13 protein-coding genes and 1 pseudogene are annotated in these 14,813 nt (G+C 70.9%); 8 read left to right on the forward strand and 6 right to left on the reverse strand.

All coding sequences use genetic code 11. The features are described from left to right. Window positions 1–5: 5 nt before the first annotated feature. Window positions 6–1,232 (reverse strand): LCP family protein, encoded by a 1,227-nt coding sequence (locus tag ACZ7SW_RS30020; protein ID WP_470233719.1) that lies wholly within the window; start codon window positions 1,230–1,232, stop codon window positions 6–8. A gap of 158 nt (window positions 1,233–1,390) precedes the next feature. Beyond that, window positions 1,391–2,134, reverse strand: a complete 744-nt coding sequence (locus ACZ7SW_RS30025) for an SDR family NAD(P)-dependent oxidoreductase (protein ID WP_470233720.1) — start codon at window positions 2,132–2,134, stop codon at window positions 1,391–1,393. 100 nt (window positions 2,135–2,234) lie between these two features. Between ACZ7SW_RS30025 and ACZ7SW_RS30030 the strand changes: the two genes are divergently transcribed. The 3 genes from ACZ7SW_RS30030 to ACZ7SW_RS30040 are packed head-to-tail and all read left to right on the forward strand — an operon-like array spanning window position 2,235 to window position 5,446. After that, window positions 2,235–2,843 carry a TetR/AcrR family transcriptional regulator gene (locus ACZ7SW_RS30030; RefSeq protein ID WP_470233721.1) on the forward strand — a complete coding sequence of 203 codons (609 nt, stop codon included), beginning with the start codon at window positions 2,235–2,237 and terminating at the stop codon, window positions 2,841–2,843. A gap of 26 nt (window positions 2,844–2,869) precedes the next feature. Continuing rightward, the gene (locus ACZ7SW_RS30035; RefSeq protein ID WP_470233722.1) at window positions 2,870–4,426 is read left to right on the forward strand and encodes an MDR family MFS transporter; all 1,557 of its coding nucleotides are present in this window, start codon (window positions 2,870–2,872) and stop codon (window positions 4,424–4,426) included. 15 nt (window positions 4,427–4,441) lie between these two features. Next, window positions 4,442–5,446, forward strand: coding sequence for an RNA polymerase subunit sigma-70 (locus tag ACZ7SW_RS30040; RefSeq protein ID WP_470233723.1), 1,005 nt, complete (start codon window positions 4,442–4,444; stop codon window positions 5,444–5,446). Between the two features lie 215 nt (window positions 5,447–5,661). On the opposite strand, the gene ACZ7SW_RS30045 is transcribed toward ACZ7SW_RS30040, so the two are convergent. Next, window positions 5,662–5,931 (reverse strand): WhiB family transcriptional regulator, encoded by a 270-nt coding sequence (locus tag ACZ7SW_RS30045; protein WP_470233724.1) that lies wholly within the window; start codon window positions 5,929–5,931, stop codon window positions 5,662–5,664. A gap of 701 nt (window positions 5,932–6,632) precedes the next feature. On the opposite strand from ACZ7SW_RS30045, the pseudogene ACZ7SW_RS30050 reads away from it, so the two are divergent. Together ACZ7SW_RS30050 and shbA are read left to right on the forward strand one after the other, a co-directional pair. Beyond that, window positions 6,633–6,788, forward strand: a pseudogene (locus ACZ7SW_RS30050) (sigma factor-like helix-turn-helix DNA-binding protein); the annotation flags it as partial. Window positions 6,789–6,839: 51 nt separating this feature from the next. Next, the gene (shbA, locus tag ACZ7SW_RS30055; RefSeq protein WP_470233856.1) at window positions 6,840–7,523 is read left to right on the forward strand and encodes an RNA polymerase sigma factor ShbA; all 684 of its coding nucleotides are present in this window, start codon (window positions 6,840–6,842) and stop codon (window positions 7,521–7,523) included. Here the strand turns inward: shbA and ACZ7SW_RS30060 are convergent. Further along, entirely contained in the window at window positions 7,497–8,363 is an 867-nt protein-coding gene (locus ACZ7SW_RS30060) for a LysR substrate-binding domain-containing protein (RefSeq protein WP_470233725.1), read from the reverse strand. The genes shbA and ACZ7SW_RS30060 overlap by 27 nt on opposite strands. Window positions 8,364–8,463: 100 nt before the next feature. On the opposite strand from ACZ7SW_RS30060, the gene ACZ7SW_RS30065 reads away from it, so the two are divergent. Beyond that, window positions 8,464–9,489 (forward strand): bile acid:sodium symporter family protein, encoded by a 1,026-nt coding sequence (locus tag ACZ7SW_RS30065; RefSeq protein WP_470233726.1) that lies wholly within the window; start codon window positions 8,464–8,466, stop codon window positions 9,487–9,489. A 10-nt stretch (window positions 9,490–9,499) separates the two neighbouring features. Here ACZ7SW_RS30065 and ACZ7SW_RS30070 read toward each other — a convergent pair whose 3' ends face one another. After that, entirely contained in the window at window positions 9,500–12,019 is a 2,520-nt protein-coding gene (locus ACZ7SW_RS30070; protein WP_470233727.1) for an ABC transporter permease, read from the reverse strand. A 3-nt stretch (window positions 12,020–12,022) separates the two neighbouring features. Then, the gene (locus ACZ7SW_RS30075) at window positions 12,023–12,742 is read right to left on the reverse strand and encodes an ABC transporter ATP-binding protein (protein ID WP_470233857.1); all 720 of its coding nucleotides are present in this window, start codon (window positions 12,740–12,742) and stop codon (window positions 12,023–12,025) included. A gap of 187 nt (window positions 12,743–12,929) precedes the next feature. Between ACZ7SW_RS30075 and ACZ7SW_RS30080 the strand changes: the two genes are divergently transcribed. Further along, window positions 12,930–14,171, forward strand: coding sequence for a sensor histidine kinase (locus tag ACZ7SW_RS30080; RefSeq protein ID WP_470233728.1), 1,242 nt, complete (start codon window positions 12,930–12,932; stop codon window positions 14,169–14,171). After that, on the forward strand, window positions 14,159–14,803 hold the full coding sequence (locus tag ACZ7SW_RS30085; protein WP_470233729.1) for a LuxR C-terminal-related transcriptional regulator: 645 nt from the start codon (window positions 14,159–14,161) through the stop codon (window positions 14,801–14,803). Before ACZ7SW_RS30080 ends, ACZ7SW_RS30085 begins: the two co-directional genes overlap by 13 nt. The last annotated feature ends 10 nt before the right edge of the window (window positions 14,804–14,813 follow it).

Below are 14,813 nucleotides of genomic sequence, written 5' to 3' on the forward strand. Positions count from 1 at the left end.
GCCGGTCAGTTCACGCACCCGCTGGCGGTCGTCATCTTCGGCTGTGCCGGAGTGCCCGCCGGCGGCGTCGGCGTCGCGGTCTCCGCGATCGGCCGCACCGCGCCGCCGCTCGACGACGGATGGACCGTGCCCGAGTCGCCCGCTCCCCCGGACGCCGAGACGTCCGGCGAGCTGATCTGCGCCTGCACGAACTGCTTCACCTGCGCCGGGTCCACCTTCACCGCGTCCCCGTCGGACGGGGTGGCCAGCGACAGGCTCTGCACCGGAATCGTGCCGAACGCGATCGCGCCCGAGCTGAGGCCGTGCAGTTGCTCGGCGAAGCTCAACAGGTTCCAGCCGTGGTCAAGGGTCACCGAGCCTTCCAAAGCGTCCACAAGGGACGAAAGCCGCGAGGGATCGGTGAAGGTGCCGGAGCCGAGGACGGTCTTCGCCATCGCCGACATGAACGCCTGCTGCCGCGCGATCCGGTCCAGGTCCCCGTTCGGCAGGCCGTGCCGCTGCCGGACGAAGGCGAGTGCCTGCGTGCCCGAGATCGTCTGCGCCCCCGCCGGGAAGTCCGCTCCGGAGAAGGAATCGCGCACCGGCGCCTTCAGGCACACCTGCACTCCGCCGACCGCCTGGCTCAGCGCGGCGAACCCCGAGAGATTGACCGCGGCGTAATGGTTGACGGTGAGCCCGGTGAGCTTCTGCACCGCCGCGATCGCCGACTTCGCACCGGCCGCGTCGGCCGCCACCTCCAGCTGCGGTCCGCTCATTCCTTGCTGCGCGAGCTTTCCTCGCTGATCGGCGCGGGCCCGGCTATAGGCCGAATTGATCTTGTGCTTGCCGTAACCCGGGATGTCCACATAGGAATCGCGCGGGATCGAGATCGCGGTGGCCGCCGCCCCGCCGACCGGTACGTGCACCACGATCATCGTGTCGGTGGTGTTGCCGCCGTCGTCTCCTCCGCCCGCGTGCAGCGCGTCGAGCACGCTCTGCGGCAGCGGCGTCCCGTCCGGCTTGGTGCGGGAATCGAGACCCACCAACAAGATGTTCTGCGCGACCGTGAGCGGTTCGCCGGCCGGGGTGTCCGGAACCTGCGCCGAGGGCGGGATGACGTCGGCGGTGACGAGGCTGGTGTCCAGGCGGTGCAGTTGCGACCACGCGAATCCGGTGGCGCCCAGCACCAGGATGGACACCACCCCCAGCACCGCACGGCCGCCGATCCGGCGGCCCCGGGACGTGATCAGCACGGCCGGTTCCTCGCTTCCCCGGGGACGGATTTCGACCCCCGCGTTCGAGGATCACCGCGTTAGCTGGGAATAGCCTGAGAAACCTGTCGCGAAGATGTGATGCTGCCCGTTCGGCCGAGCGCGCGGCGACAGCCGGTATCCCTTCGGGCACAGGGAGTTCAGCGCGGCATCCGCCGCCACACCGCGCGCGGCACGAACCGCATCGCCGCGAACACCAAGCGCAACAGCCCCGGCACCCACACGACTTCCCGGCCGCGGCGCAAAGCGGCCACGGTCGCGTCTGCGACCTGATCGGCGGTGCTGGAGAACGGCGCGGGAGACATTCCTTCGGTCATCCGGCCGATCACGAAGCCCGGACGCACGAGCAGCAGGTGCACGCCGGTGCCGTGGAGCGCGTCCGAGAGGCCCGAAGCGAACCCGTCGAGTCCCGCTTTCGCCGAGCCGTACACGTAATTCGCCCGTCGCACGCGAATCCCGGCGACCGACGAGAAGACGACCAGGTTTCCGGAACCCTGAGCGCGCAACAGTTCCGCTGTGTGAGTGAGCACCGACACCTGAGCGACGTAATCGGTGTGCACGATCGCGGTGGCGTGCGCGGCGTCGGTTTCCGCGCGGGCTTGGTCGCCGAGAATGCCGAAGGCCAGCACGACCGTCTCGAGCGGACCGTGTTCCTTGAGGACCCGGTCGAGCAGCGGGCGGTGCGCGGAGAGGTCGTCGGCGTCGAAGTCCTCGGTCGCGACGGTCTCCGCGCCTGCTTCTCGCAGGGCGGCTGTCTGCTCCGCGAGGTCCGCGCCCGGCCTCGCGGCGAGCACGAACCGCTTCGCGCCCCCGCGCGCCAGCCGGACGGCCACCGCCGTCCCGATTTCGCTGCGCCCGCCTAGTACCAGCACCGTTCCGCTCACGGTGGGTGAGTCTGCCAGCCCTCTCCCCGGGCGGCACGAGGTGCCCTGATTCACAAACTGCAACTTTGCAGACTCTGCAAGATCTCGCTACGCTGATCCGGTGACCCCTCCCGGCCTTCGCGAGCGCAAGAAGCTCGAAACCCACCGCACCATCGCTCTCGCGGCGCTTCGGCTGATCGACGAACATGGTCTGGACCAGGTCACCGTCGACGAGATCGCCGCGGCGGCGGGTGTGTCCGCGCGGACGTTCTTCAACTACTTCGCGGTCAAAGAGGACGCCGTGCTGCTCGCGTACGCCGACCACGCGGAACGGGCCGAGCAGACGATCGCCCGGTTCGCCGCGCAGCCGGCCGGCCTCGGCGCCTTTCCGGCGTTCATCGCGACCGTCCGGGACGACCTCGCCGACATCGAGCGGGACCGCGACGAGTGGCTGACCCGGTTGCGGATCATCCACGGCGATCCGTCGCTGCTGATCCGGGCGACCGTGCTCAACTCCGGCTCGCGCGATCCGATGATCGCCGCGATCGCCCGGCGCAGCGGCACCGACGCGGAGAACGACCTGTTCCCGTCGCTGCTGCTCGCGGTGGCGGGCGGAGTGCTCAACACCTCGCTGAGCCGCTGGGCCGCTCAGAACGGCGCCCAGCCGCTGCTCGAGATCTTCGACGAGGCCGCCGCCACCGCCGCCGCCGGCCTGCCCGACCCTCGCTGACCCCCTGAGTCCGGAAAGGACTGTCCATGTCCCTGTCCACCGCGGAACCGCCCGCGGCCTCCCCGGCGATGAGCCACCGGCAAGTGCTGCAGGCGATGTCCGGCCTGATGATGGGCATTTTCGTCGCCATCCTCGCGTCCACTGTGGTCGCGAACGCCCTGCCGCGGATCGTGTCCGAACTGGGCGGCACCCAGTCGTCCTACACCTGGGTCGTCACCACCGAACTGCTCGCGATGACCGCGACCGTCCCGCTCTGGGGCAAGCTTTCCGACCTGTACAACAAGAAACTGCTGATCCAGCTCTCGCTCGGGTTGTTCGTCGTCGGCTCGCTGGTGGCCGGGTTCGCGCAGAACATCGACATCCTGATCCTCAGCCGGATCGCGCAGGGCATCGGCGGCGGCGGGCTCACCGCGCTCGCCCAGGTGATCATGGCGGCCATCGTCTCGCCGCGCGAGCTGGGCAAGTTCTCCGGCGTCTTCGGCGCGGTCTTCGCCGTCGGCACGGTCGCGGGCCCGCTGATCGGCGGCGTGCTCGTGGACACCTCGTGGCTCGGCTGGCGCTGGTGCTTCTTCCTCGGCGTGCCGTTCGCGCTCGCGGCGATCCTGTTGCTGCAGCGCACTTTGGACCTGCCGACGCTGCGCAGGCAAGTGCACGTCGACTATCTCGGCGCGTTCCTGATCATGCTCGGCGTTTCGACGCTGCTGGTGTGGTCGTCGCTGGCCGGCTCGACTTTCGCCTGGGGTTCCTGGCAGACCGCGGTGCTCGTGCCCGCCGGCGTGCTCGTGCTGGTGCTCGCGGTGTGGGTGGAGTCGAAGGTGCGCGAGCCGGTCGTGCCGCTGGCGCTCTTCCGCAACCGCACGGTCACGCTCGCCACTGTCGCGAGCTTCCTGGTCGGGGTCGCGATGTTCGGCGGCACCGTGTTCCTGTCCCAGTATTTCCAGCTGGCGCTCGGCAAAACGCCGACGGTGGCCGGGCTGATGAGCCTGCCGATGATCTTCGGGCTGCTGGTGTCGTCCACCGTGTCCGGCCAGCTGATCAGCCGCACCGGCAAGTGGAAGCCGTTCCTGCTGCTCGGCGCGGTGCTGATGGCGGCGGGGCTCGGCCTGCTCGGGCTGATCGACGCGCACACCTCGCCGCTGGAGCTGAGCCTGTTCATGCTGGTGCTCGGCGTCGGCGTGGGCATGCTCAACCAGAACCTCGTGCTGGTCACGCAGAACGACGTGCCCGCCGCCGATCTCGGCGCGGCGACCTCGACGCTGTCGTTCTTCCGCAGCCTCGGCGGGTCGATCGGCGTGAGCGCGCTGGGCGCGGTGCTGGCCAGCCGGGTCGGCACGCTCATCGCCGACGGGCTCGGGCCGGCCGCGGCCGCCGGGTCCGGCAGCGGCGGGAAGGTGCCCGACCTGGCGCAGCTGCCCGCCCCGGTCGTGGCGGTGATCCGGGAGGCCTACGGCGTCGCGACGAGCGATCTGTTCCTGATCAGCGCGCCGATCGCGCTGCTCGTGGTGGTCGCGGTCGCGTTCCTGAAGCACTTGCCGCTCAAGACGAGGAGCGGCTTGGAACGGCTGGCGGACGAGGCGGCCTGAGCTACCGTTGCCCGGGTGACCAGCGACGAGGAGTTCGGCGCCCTGCTGATGCGGCACCGGCGCGAGATCCGCGTGCACTGCTACCGGATGAGCGGCTCGTTCGAGGAGGCCGAGGACCTCGCCCAGGAGGCGTTTCTCCGGGCTTGGAAAGGCCGTGCAGGCTTCGCCGGGCGGGCGAGCGTGCGGACGTGGCTGTACCGGATCGCCACGAACGTCTGCCTCGACGCGCTCGCCCGGAAGCCACGCCGGGCGCTGCCGGACGAACTCGGTCCGGCGGCCGACCCGGCGGGCGAGCTCTCCGCGCTCGACGTGCCCTGGCTCGGCCCGTTCCCCGACCTGCTGCTCGACCCCGCGGCGCCGGACGACACCGGCGCCGCGGTCGTCGAACGGGAAACCATCGAACTGGCGTTCCTCGCCACTATCCAGTTGCTGCCGCCGCGGCAGCGTGCCGCGCTGATCCTGCGCGACGTGCTCGATTGGTCCGCAAAGGACACCGCCGAACTGCTGGGCACTTCGGTGGCCTCGGCGAACAGCGCGCTGCAGCGGGGCCGGGAGACCTTGCGCGCCAAGCTGCCCGCGCGGCGCGCCGAATGGTCCGCTCCGGAAAGCACGACCGCCGAGGAAACGGCGCTGCTGCGGAAGTTCATCGCCGCCTACGAGTCGGCGGACGTGCAGGCCGTGGCCGCTGTGCTGAGCGAGGACGCGCGTGCGGTGATGCCGCCGTACTCGTTGTGGTTCGACAGTCGCGATCGGATTCTCGGCGCGCTCGGGCCGAGTTTCGATCCGCGGTCGCCGCACTACCGGGGCAGTTTCCGGATGGTGCCGGTGCGGGCGAACCGGCAGCCCGCCGTCGCCGGATATCTGCGCGCGCCCGGCGAATCGGTTTATCGCGCTTTCGGCGTCTGCGTCCTCACTGTGCGAAAAGGACTGGTCACGGCGATGGCCGCGTTCGAAACCGCCGCATTGGCGCCGTACGGACTCGCCGAAACGTTCGAAGAATACTGTGCCGATGGTCGCTAATCCGACTGCCGCCACGGCGGAAACCGTCGCCACGAGCAGATCGGCGGCGGACCGTGTCCGCCTGCTTCCGGCCGGATCGGCAAAAACGCCCGGGCGGTGATCGCTGTTGTGCGATCACCGCCCGGGCGGCACCACCGAGTTCCGGGCTTCGCGCCGGTCGTGGTGGGGGAAACTGCTAGCGCCCTCGCCGCCGGGAAATGGTCACCGGCTCGCGGTCAGGCGACTCGATGCTGTGCGGCGGCGGAGCCGGTTCGCACCAGCTTCCGGCGCTCAACCTCGGTAGTTCCCCCGAAGATCCCGTTGCCGAGACCGTTGTCGAGAGCATAGGAAAGGCATTCCGCGCGGACCGGGCATCGCGCGCAGACCGCCTTGGCCTTCGCGACCTGCTGCGCCCCCGGACCCATGTCGGAAATCGGGAAGAACAGTTCCGGGTCCTCGTCCTGGCACGCCGCGCGGGCGAGCCAGCTGGTGGCCGTGAGTTCCATTGTTGCTTTTCACCTCCTGTCCTCATTGTCGAACCGTGGTCAACCGACTTCTCCGCGCGCACGGGCACGCCATGCCTTCGGAGGGTGTTCGGTGGGCTTTTCGGCCGAACCGCCCCGGGCCGCGAAGGACCCGGCGGACGACCGGCTTTCCAAGTTACCACCGATCACCGCCCGCGCGCGAAATTTCGATTCAGCTCACATCGCGGACGCGGTTGCCGCCGGTCCGTGCTACGGGCCCCTCGCCCGCCGTCCGGGGCCCCGAAGAGTCCGGGTTTTCCTTTTCCGCACACCGTTTCCCCCTTCCGCCGCGTCGGTTCGCGAGGCGTCCGTCCGAGTCAGGTACCCGCCAGTCCCCGTTCTAACCACATTTCCGTGATCGGATCGTTACATCCCACGGGCGCGTCACCGCACCTGTTCGACAGGTCCGGGTTCGGGAGGGGGTGCGCGTGGCGGGGTTCGACGGCTTCTTTCGCGGTGATTTCCCTCGCCTCGTGGCGTTCCTGTGCGCGGGCGGGCTCGGGCCGCGCACCGCGCGCGAGGTGGCGGTGGAGGCGTTCGTCCAGGAGACCGGGACGTGGCCGCCCGCGGGCGACCCGCGTGTGGCGGTGCGGCTGACCGCCGCCCGGCTCGCCGCCGAGCAGACCTGGTTCGACGGCGGCGACCCGGCCGCGGACCCGCCGGGCGACCGGCTGGCCGCGGCCGTGGAGCGGAACGCGCGGGGGGTCGAACTGCTCTCGACCCTGCCGGAAACCCAGCGCACGGTGCTGACCTGGTCGCTCGACGGGTTCTCGCCCGCGGCGATCGCCTCGGCGCTCGGCATGGCGGCCACCACCGTCCGCTCGAACCTGCGGCACGCACGGGAACGGCTGAAACACCGGCTCGGCCTCGCCGGGCGCGAGGAGGCCCTGATGACCGCACTGCGCGAAGCCGACGCCGCACTGGTCGGCGCGCTGCGCTCGGCGCTCGACGTCGAAGAAGCGCTGACCCGGGTGAAAACCGAGGCGACCGCGTTGGCCGCACCGCGAGTTCCGGCCGGCCGGTTCGGTTTCGACGGCCCGGTGCGCGCCGCGGTCGACGGTGATCCGGACGCGGCGCAGGACCTGCTCGCCGCGGTCCAGCCGCTGATCGTGCGCTACTGCCGGGCCCGGCTCGGCGGGGCCGACGCGTATACCTCGGCGGACGACGTGGCGCAGGAAGTCTGCCTGGCGCTGCTGACCGCGCTGCCCGGTTACCGGCATCAGGGGCGGCCGTTCCTCGCGTTCGTTTACGGGATCGCGCAGCACAAGGTGGCTGACGCGCACCGGGCGCACGCGCGCAACCGGACTGACGCGACGGCGGAGTTGCCGGAGACGGTCGATCTCGCCGACGGGCCGGAGGAACGGGCGTTGCGCGCGGAACTGAACCGGCAGCTGGCCCGGCTGCTGCAGCTGTTGCCGGAACGCCAGCGGGAGATCGTGCTGCTGCGGGTCGTCGTCGGGCTGTCCGCCGAGGAAGCGGCCGAAGCGGTCAGCTCCACCCCCGGCGCGGTCCGGGTGGCGCAGCACCGCGCGCTGTTGCGGCTCCGCTCAGCCCTCGAACGACGACGCCGCTGAGCCGATCCGCGCCACCACGAACTCGGCCAGCGCGGCGACCGGCCCCTCGCTGCCGTCCCTCGACAGCAGGATGAAATCGACGTCACCCGGGTCCGGAAGGCCGAGCTCGGCAGGCAATTCGACCAGATCCGACGGCACCAGGCTCCGCGCGTGCACCGTGATCCCCAGCCCGGCGGCCGCCGCCGCGCGCAGGCCGGTCAGGCTGGACGTCAGGCAGGCCGCCCGCCATTCCAGGCCCGCGCGTTCCAGCGTTTCCACCGCGAGCTGCCGGGTGACCGACGGCATCGGGTACTGCACCAGCGGCACCGGATGGCCCGGGGCGAGGTCCGTCGCCGCCGAGCCGATCCACACCAGCGGTTCCCGGCGCAGCAGCCGTCCCGGGCCGGGCGCGCCCGGGCGGCGTTTGCCGAGCACCAGGTCGAGACGTCCGTCGGCGATCCGGCGGGCGAGCACATCGGACAGTTCGACGTGCAGTTCGACGTCCACCAGCGGATGGCTTTCCCGCAGCCGCCGCAGGATCTCCGGCAGCTCGCCGAGCGCGAAGTCCTCGGACACGCCGAACCGGACCCGGCCGCGCACCTGCGCGCCGCGGAAATGCCGGGCCGCGCGTTCCTCGGTGTCCACAATGGTCTGCGCGAACCCGAGCATCGCCTGCCCGCGCGCGGTCAGGTCGACCGCGTGCGTGTCCCGGGCGAACAGCAGCCCGCCGGCCTCGGACTCGAGCCGCCGGATGTGCTGGCTGATGGTGGGCTGCCCCACACCCAACCGCCTCGCCGCCGCGGTGAAGCTGCGAGTTTCCGCCACAGCAAGGAAAGAACGGCACAACCGCGGATCCAGCATGCGTCACATCTTATCGGGTTTCACAATGGCAGTCAGTACGGTCATCGGGGTTCCGAATGACCGCCGCCGACGAGAGAATGGCCGGGAAAGGAGATCCACCGTGCTCGCTTCGTTCGCCCGCCCCGTCTCGGCCCTGCTCGCCAAGCTGCGGATCGACCCCTTCATCGCCCTGATCCTCGTCACCGTGGGAATCGCCTCGCTGCTGCCCGCGTCCGGCGCGGTCGCGACCGGGTTCGGCGCGGCGACGAAGATCGCGGTCGGGATGCTGTTCTTCCTTTACGGCGCAAGGCTTTCCAGCCAGGAAGCGGTCGAGGGGATGCGGCACTGGCGGTTGCACGTCACCGTGCTCTGCGCCACTTTCGTGCTGTTCCCGTTGCTGGGGCTCGCCACGTCGTTCCTCTCCCCCGGGCTGCTGACGTCGCCGCTGTACACCGGGGTGCTGTTCCTCTGCCTGCTGCCCTCGACCGTCCAGTCGTCGATCGCGTTCACCTCGATCGCGAAGGGCAACGTCGCGGCGGCGATCTGCAGCGCGTCGCTGTCCAACCTGCTCGGCATCGTGCTGACGCCGGTGCTCGTCGCGCTCCTGCTGGCCACCGACGGCCCGGGCGTGAGCGGTTCGGCGGTGCTGGACATCGTGCTGCAGCTGCTGGTGCCGTTCGTCGCCGGGCAGCTCGCGCGCCGCTGGATCGGCGGCTGGGTGCAGCGGCACTCCGCGCCGCTGAAGATCGTCGACCGCGGTTCGATCCTGCTGGTGGTGTACACCGCGTTCAGCGAGGGGATGACCGAGGGCATCTGGCACCAGCTGGACGTCGGCCCGCTGCTGGCGCTGGTCGCGGTCTGCTGCGTCCTGCTGGCGGCCGTGCTCGGCGCGACGAGCGGCGGCGCGAGGCTGCTCGGATTCGACCGCGCGGACCGGATCACGATCATGTTCTGCGGTTCGAAGAAGAGCCTCGCGAGCGGCCTCCCGATGGCGACGGTGCTGTTCGGGCACGCCGAGGTCGGGCTGATCGTGCTGCCGCTGATGCTGTTCCACCAGATCCAGCTGATCGTGTGCGCGGCGATGGCGCGCCGGTACGCCCGGCAGGCGGCGGAGGAGGAAGCGGGGGAACTCTCGGCGGTCGGGTGACGCACACCGGCTACTCGCGCGTCCCGATCGCGTCCACCGGCCGGGCGCGCAGCGCGAACCTCGCGGGCACGAGCACCGACGCGGCTCCCACCAGCGCGGTCGCGGCGACGATCCCGAGGTACAGCAACGGCGGGATGCTCGGAATCGGCGACCCGGTGAGGCCGAGGCTCACCGTGGCCAACGGGAGCAGCGGCACCGCCGACCCCACCGCCACCGCGATCAGCACCACCGTCAGCGCCTCGATCCGCAGCACCTTCAGCACCTGGTCCCGCGTCATCCCGACCAGCCGCAGCAGCGCGAACTCCCGCGTCCGGGCCAGCGTCGTCATCACCAGGGTGTTCGCCACCGCCAGGGCGATGTAGGCGAAGACCAGCACCAACGGCAACGCGCTGCTCAGCACAGAAGCAGTCGCCGCGTCGCGTTGTTCTTCGGACAGGCCTGCCTTGGCGGACACGGTCAATCCGGGGTACTTCGCGGACAGGCTCGCCAAGGCCTGCTCCAGATCCGCCCCGGGGCGAGCCCGGACCAGGATCTGCTGGTCCAACTGCCGGGTGCTGTGCGCGAAGACGTCCTCGTGCGCCAAGGTGACGTCGCCGAATCCCATGCCCCGCTGGTAGATCGCGACGACGACAGGGGTCGCCGCGAAGCCGTCCGGGAAGTTCAGCTTGATCTGGTCGCCGGCTTTGACGCCGAGGGTGCTCGCCGCGCTGGCGCTGATGGCGACCTTGCCCGCAGCCAGTTCAGCGAGGCTTCCTGACGAGACCGCAAGATCCATCGTCTTGGCCGCGTGGTCGACAGTGATGCCCTGGGCGGGAAAGTCGAAGATCTCCGGCGAATCGAGCACCTTCGCCGAGGCGAAAACCTGCACGCGCGCCACGCCGGTCGCGGCCTCCGCGCCGGGCAATGCGGCGGCGTCCTGGACCGCATCGGCTGGCAGCCCGCCCGCCGCACCGGTGAGCGTGTACTGCGCGGTGATCCCGTCGTCAGCCTGGTCGGCGGCCGCGGCACCGAGGGTGGCGGGAATGAACAACTGCACGCAGGCGAACCCGATCGCCAGCACCAGCGGGCCGATCCCGGCTGCCAACCGGCGCGCGTTCGCTCGCGTGTTGGCGGCGGCGAGGCAGCCGTATTCCTTGAACCGCCGGGTGATCGGCCTGGCCAGCAGCCGCGTCGCGAACACCGCTATCGGAGGTGCCAGCAGCAGGGTCGCGACGATCATCACCAGCCCGCCGCTCCCCGCGCCCGCCACGGCGAAGACGCCGGAGAAAAACACCGGGAGCAGCGAGGCGGCCAAGCCGAGCAGCAACAGCAGCACGCCGAGTGTTCGACGGCCACCGCTGATCCCTGGCTGCTCAACAGCGGCGTCGCTCAACGCCTCGACCGGGCGCACTGACGTGGCTTTCCGAGCCACTGCGAACGTCGCGATCTGCGCCGTCGCCACCCCGGCCAGCACGGCGACCAGCATCGGCAGAATGCCGACGGAGAACGAGAAATCGCTCGGCACGACGCCGATCAGGACGAGCGCACCGCGCAGTAGTTGCGCGGCGAGGATTCCCGGCAGACATCCGATCGCCGACGCCACGACCGACAGCACCAGCGCTTCCGCCGCCAGCATTTTCCAGATCTGGCGCGGGGTCGCCGCGATCGCGCGCAGCACAGCCAATTCGCGGCGGCGCTGGTGGACGCTCAACGCGAGAGTGCTCGCCACGACCAGAATCGCGATCAGCATCACGGTGCCGCCGAGCGAACCCGCGATCTCCTGCAGAGAGCTGCTTGCTGAGGCGACGTCGGGGTTTTCGATGCGGCTCCGGTCGTCTCCCTTGGTCACCTCTCCGGCGGAGCCCAACCGCGAGGTCAGCCGGTCGGCCAGTTCATCGGGATCGACGCCAGGCCGGGGAAAAACCCCGACGGCGTCCACCCGGTCTCCGCGCCCGGCCAGGCTTTCCGCTTCGGCATCGGTGAAAAACACGGCCGGGGCGCGGAGTTCTCCGTCCACACCGGACAGTTTAGCGACGCCTGCGACGCGGTAGCCGGTCGCGGCTTTGGTCGTCTGGATCCGGACCACAGCTCCAGGTTCCCTGGCCAGTCCGGCGTCCAGCACCACCTCCCCCGGCCGCTGCGGTTCGCGGCCGGCCACGAGATCGAACGGACCCAGCCGGGCGCTCGACCACGGATGTCCGGCCGGTGTCGTGCCGTCGGCCGACAGCACGGCGGGAAAACTCACGTCCGGCACCACCGAGCCCACGCCGTCGGTCCCGGCGATCTTCCGCACGGTCTCGCGCGTCAGCGGCGCCGGTTCCTTGAGCGTCTTGGACTTGGTCTTGCCGTTTTCCTGAACCTCGAACGATTTCGCGCCGCCGACGACCACCGGGACGCCGGCGTACCGCTGCGGCGCCACCCCGGTTTCCGCTCCGGACTGCAGGAGAATGCCGAACGCGGTGACCAGCATGGCCGCGCCCAGAAGAGCGACGAACGCGCCGGCGAAACCGGAGGCGCGCCCGCGCAGCGTTTTGACCGCGAGTTCGAACATCGCTCACCACTCCCCGAGCGTGGTCATCCGCTCGGCCACGCGGTCCGAGGAGGGCTCGGTCATCTCGTCGGCGAGCGCGCCGTCGGCCAGGAAGACCACGCGGTGCGCGTAGGACGCGGCCACCGGATCGTGCGTCACCATGATCACCGTCTGGCCCGTCTCGTCCACGAGCTGCCGCAACAGCTCGAGCACCTGACGGCCGGTACGTGTGTCGAGCGCGCCGGTCGGCTCGTCGGCGAACACCACCTCCGGCCGCGGCGCGAGCGCGCGGGCGATCGCCACCCGCTGCTGCTGGCCGCCGGACAACTGGGCCGGGCGCCGGTCCAGCCGGCCGGCGAGCCCGACGCGCCGCACGACCTCCTCCAGCCAGGCTTGGTCTGGAGCCAGCCCGGCCATCCGCATCGGGAGCGAGATGTTGTCCGCGGCGGTCAGCGACGCCAGCAGGTTGTAGGCCTGGAAGACGAACCCGACCCGCTCGCGGCGAAGCACGGTCAGCGCGGTCTCGTCCAATCCGGCGAGGTCGGTGCCGCCGAGCAGCACCGTTCCGCCGGCCGGCCGGTCGAGCCCGGCGGCGCAGTGCAGGAAGGTGCTCTTGCCCGCGCCGGACGGGCCCATCACCGCGGTGAACGATCCTCGGCCGAACCGGACGGTCAGGTCACGCAACGCGGTCACCTCGCCCGCGCCGGAGCCGTAGGTCTTGCGCACCGAGCGCAGCGAAACCACGTCGTCCGGCGGGCCTCCGGTCCCGGCCGGTGCCGGGCGTTGCCGTTTCTCGCGTGCCACTTCGTCCTCCGGGTGCGGTGATCTTGCTTTTCCCGGACGCTACGGATCCGGGAACCCGCCGGACAGCACGTATCCTGCAGCTCTCAGGTGCAGAAAACTGCACCTGAGAGCTGCGGGAGGGGGACGGATGGAGCCGGCGCGCGCGAACCGGTCCAGCGTCCGGAACTACCTCGCCGGGTTCGGGGTTTCCTTCCGCTATCTCGCCGTCGGCGCCGCGGTCGGTCTCGGCGGCCTGCTGCTCTTCTGGCTGACCGCGGGCAGCCTGCTGCTGAGCCTGGTCGGGATCGGGCTTCCGTTGCTGGTCTTCCTCGTCCCGCTGGTGCGCCGGTTCGCCCGCGCGCAACGGAAACGGGTCGAACGGCTGCTGGGCACGCCAGTCGGCGAGAAGTACGCAGTGCCCGGTTCGCCGCTCGGCGTTCTCAAGGACCGGGCGGTCTGGAAGGACCTGGCGTTCCTCGCGGCCAACACCGTGGTCGGCACCCCGCTGTGTTTCCTCGGGCTGAGCCTGCTGTCCGGCGCGCTCTGCTGGGGGACCGCGCCGATCTGGTGGACCCTCCTGCCGCCTGCCGCGCACCTCACGTTCCGGCCGGTCACCAGCTGGGCAGAAGCATTCGGCGCGACCGGAATCGGCCTGGGGTACGCGATCGGGCTGCTCCTCCTGGCGCCGCTCCTGGCCCGCGGGCACGCGATGCTCGCCCGGGCGTTGCTGCGCCCGCCGCGCGGCAGCAGGCAGACCCGCCGGATCGAAGAGCTGACGGTCACCCGCGCCGAGGCCCTCGAAGCGCACGGAGCCGAGCTGCGCCGGATCGAGCGGGACCTGCACGACGGCACCCAGGCCGGGCTCGTCGCCATCTCGCTCCGGCTCGGATTGATCAAGCACGCCCTGCGGAATCAGCCGGACAACGCGCTCGGCCTGGTCGATGACGCGCAGGAGCTGACCGAGCATTCGCTGGCGTCGCTGCGCACGATCGTCCGCGGGATCTACCCGCCGCTGCTGACCGACCGCGGCCTGGGCGGCGCGGTGCGGGCGCTCGCGGCGAGCAGCGCGATCCCGGTCGAGGTCGATGTCTCCGGCACCGGCCAGGCCCCGATGGCGGTAGAGGCGGCGGCCTACTTCGTGGTCGCCGAGGCACTGACGAACATCGCCAAGCACAGCGGGGCCGACCGGGCGTGGATTACGCTCTCGCTCGACCGGGAAAGGATCAGGATCACCGTGCGGGACAACGGAAAAGGCGGCGCGGCGGAGAACTTCGGCACCGGGCCGGCCGGGATCCGGCGCCGGGTCGCGGCCTTCGACGGCGGGTTTGGGCTGAGCAGTCCCGAAGGCGGGCCGACGGTGCTGCGGGCGGAGCTGCCGTGCGTGTCGTGATCGCCGACGACAACGCCTTCATCCGGGAAGGACTGGCGTTGATGCTGTCCACGGTCGGGCACGAGGTGCGCGCCGTGCTGGAGCGCGGGCCGGACGTGCTGCCCGCGCTGCTGGAGCACCGGCCCGACCTCGCCGTGCTGGACGTCCGGCTGCCGCCGGGCTTCACCGACGAGGGGCTGCGGGCGGCCGCCGCGGCGCGCGAGGAGATCCCGGGCCTGCCGGTGCTGATGCTGTCGCAGTACGTCGAGCACGCCTACGCGGCCGAACTGCTGGCCAGCGGCGCGTCCGGGGTCGGCTACCTGCTGAAGGACCGGGTCGGGCGGATCGAGGAGTTCCTCGACGCCATGGACCGGGTCGCCGCCGGCGGCACGGTGATGGACCCGGAGGTCGTCTCGCAGCTGATGGCGCGCCGGCGCGCCGCGAACGCCCTCGACGTGCTCAGCCCCCGTGAACGCGAGGTGCTCGCGCTGATGGCCGAGGGCCACGGCAACGGCGCGATCGCCGGGAAGCTGTTCATCGCGGAAACGTCGGTGAACAAGCACGTGGGCAACATCTTCGCCCGGCTGGGGCTGTCCGCGGGCACCGGCGACCACCGGCGGGTGCGGGCCGTGCTCGCCTATCTCAACGCCTAGCCCGCCACGC

The sequence above is a fragment of the Amycolatopsis sp. NPDC114484 genome, from assembly GCF_055633755.1.

What these genes read in the sequence shown, in the direction of transcription:
- ACZ7SW_RS30035 (WP_470233722.1), top strand. Translation starts at nt 2,870, where the DNA reads ATGTCCCTGTCCACCGCGGAACCGCCCGCGGCCTCCCCGGCGATGAGC.
- ACZ7SW_RS30045 (WP_470233724.1), bottom strand. Translation starts at nt 5,931, where the DNA reads ATGGAACTCACGGCCACCAGCTGGCTCGCCCGCGCGGCGTGCCAGGAC.
- shbA (WP_470233856.1), top strand. Translation starts at nt 6,840, where the DNA reads ATGACCGCACTGCGCGAAGCCGACGCCGCACTGGTCGGCGCGCTGCGC.
- ACZ7SW_RS30060 (WP_470233725.1), bottom strand. Translation starts at nt 8,363, where the DNA reads ATGCTGGATCCGCGGTTGTGCCGTTCTTTCCTTGCTGTGGCGGAAACT.
- ACZ7SW_RS30070 (WP_470233727.1), bottom strand. Translation starts at nt 12,019, where the DNA reads ATGTTCGAACTCGCGGTCAAAACGCTGCGCGGGCGCGCCTCCGGTTTC.
- ACZ7SW_RS30080 (WP_470233728.1), top strand. Translation starts at nt 12,930, where the DNA reads ATGGAGCCGGCGCGCGCGAACCGGTCCAGCGTCCGGAACTACCTCGCC.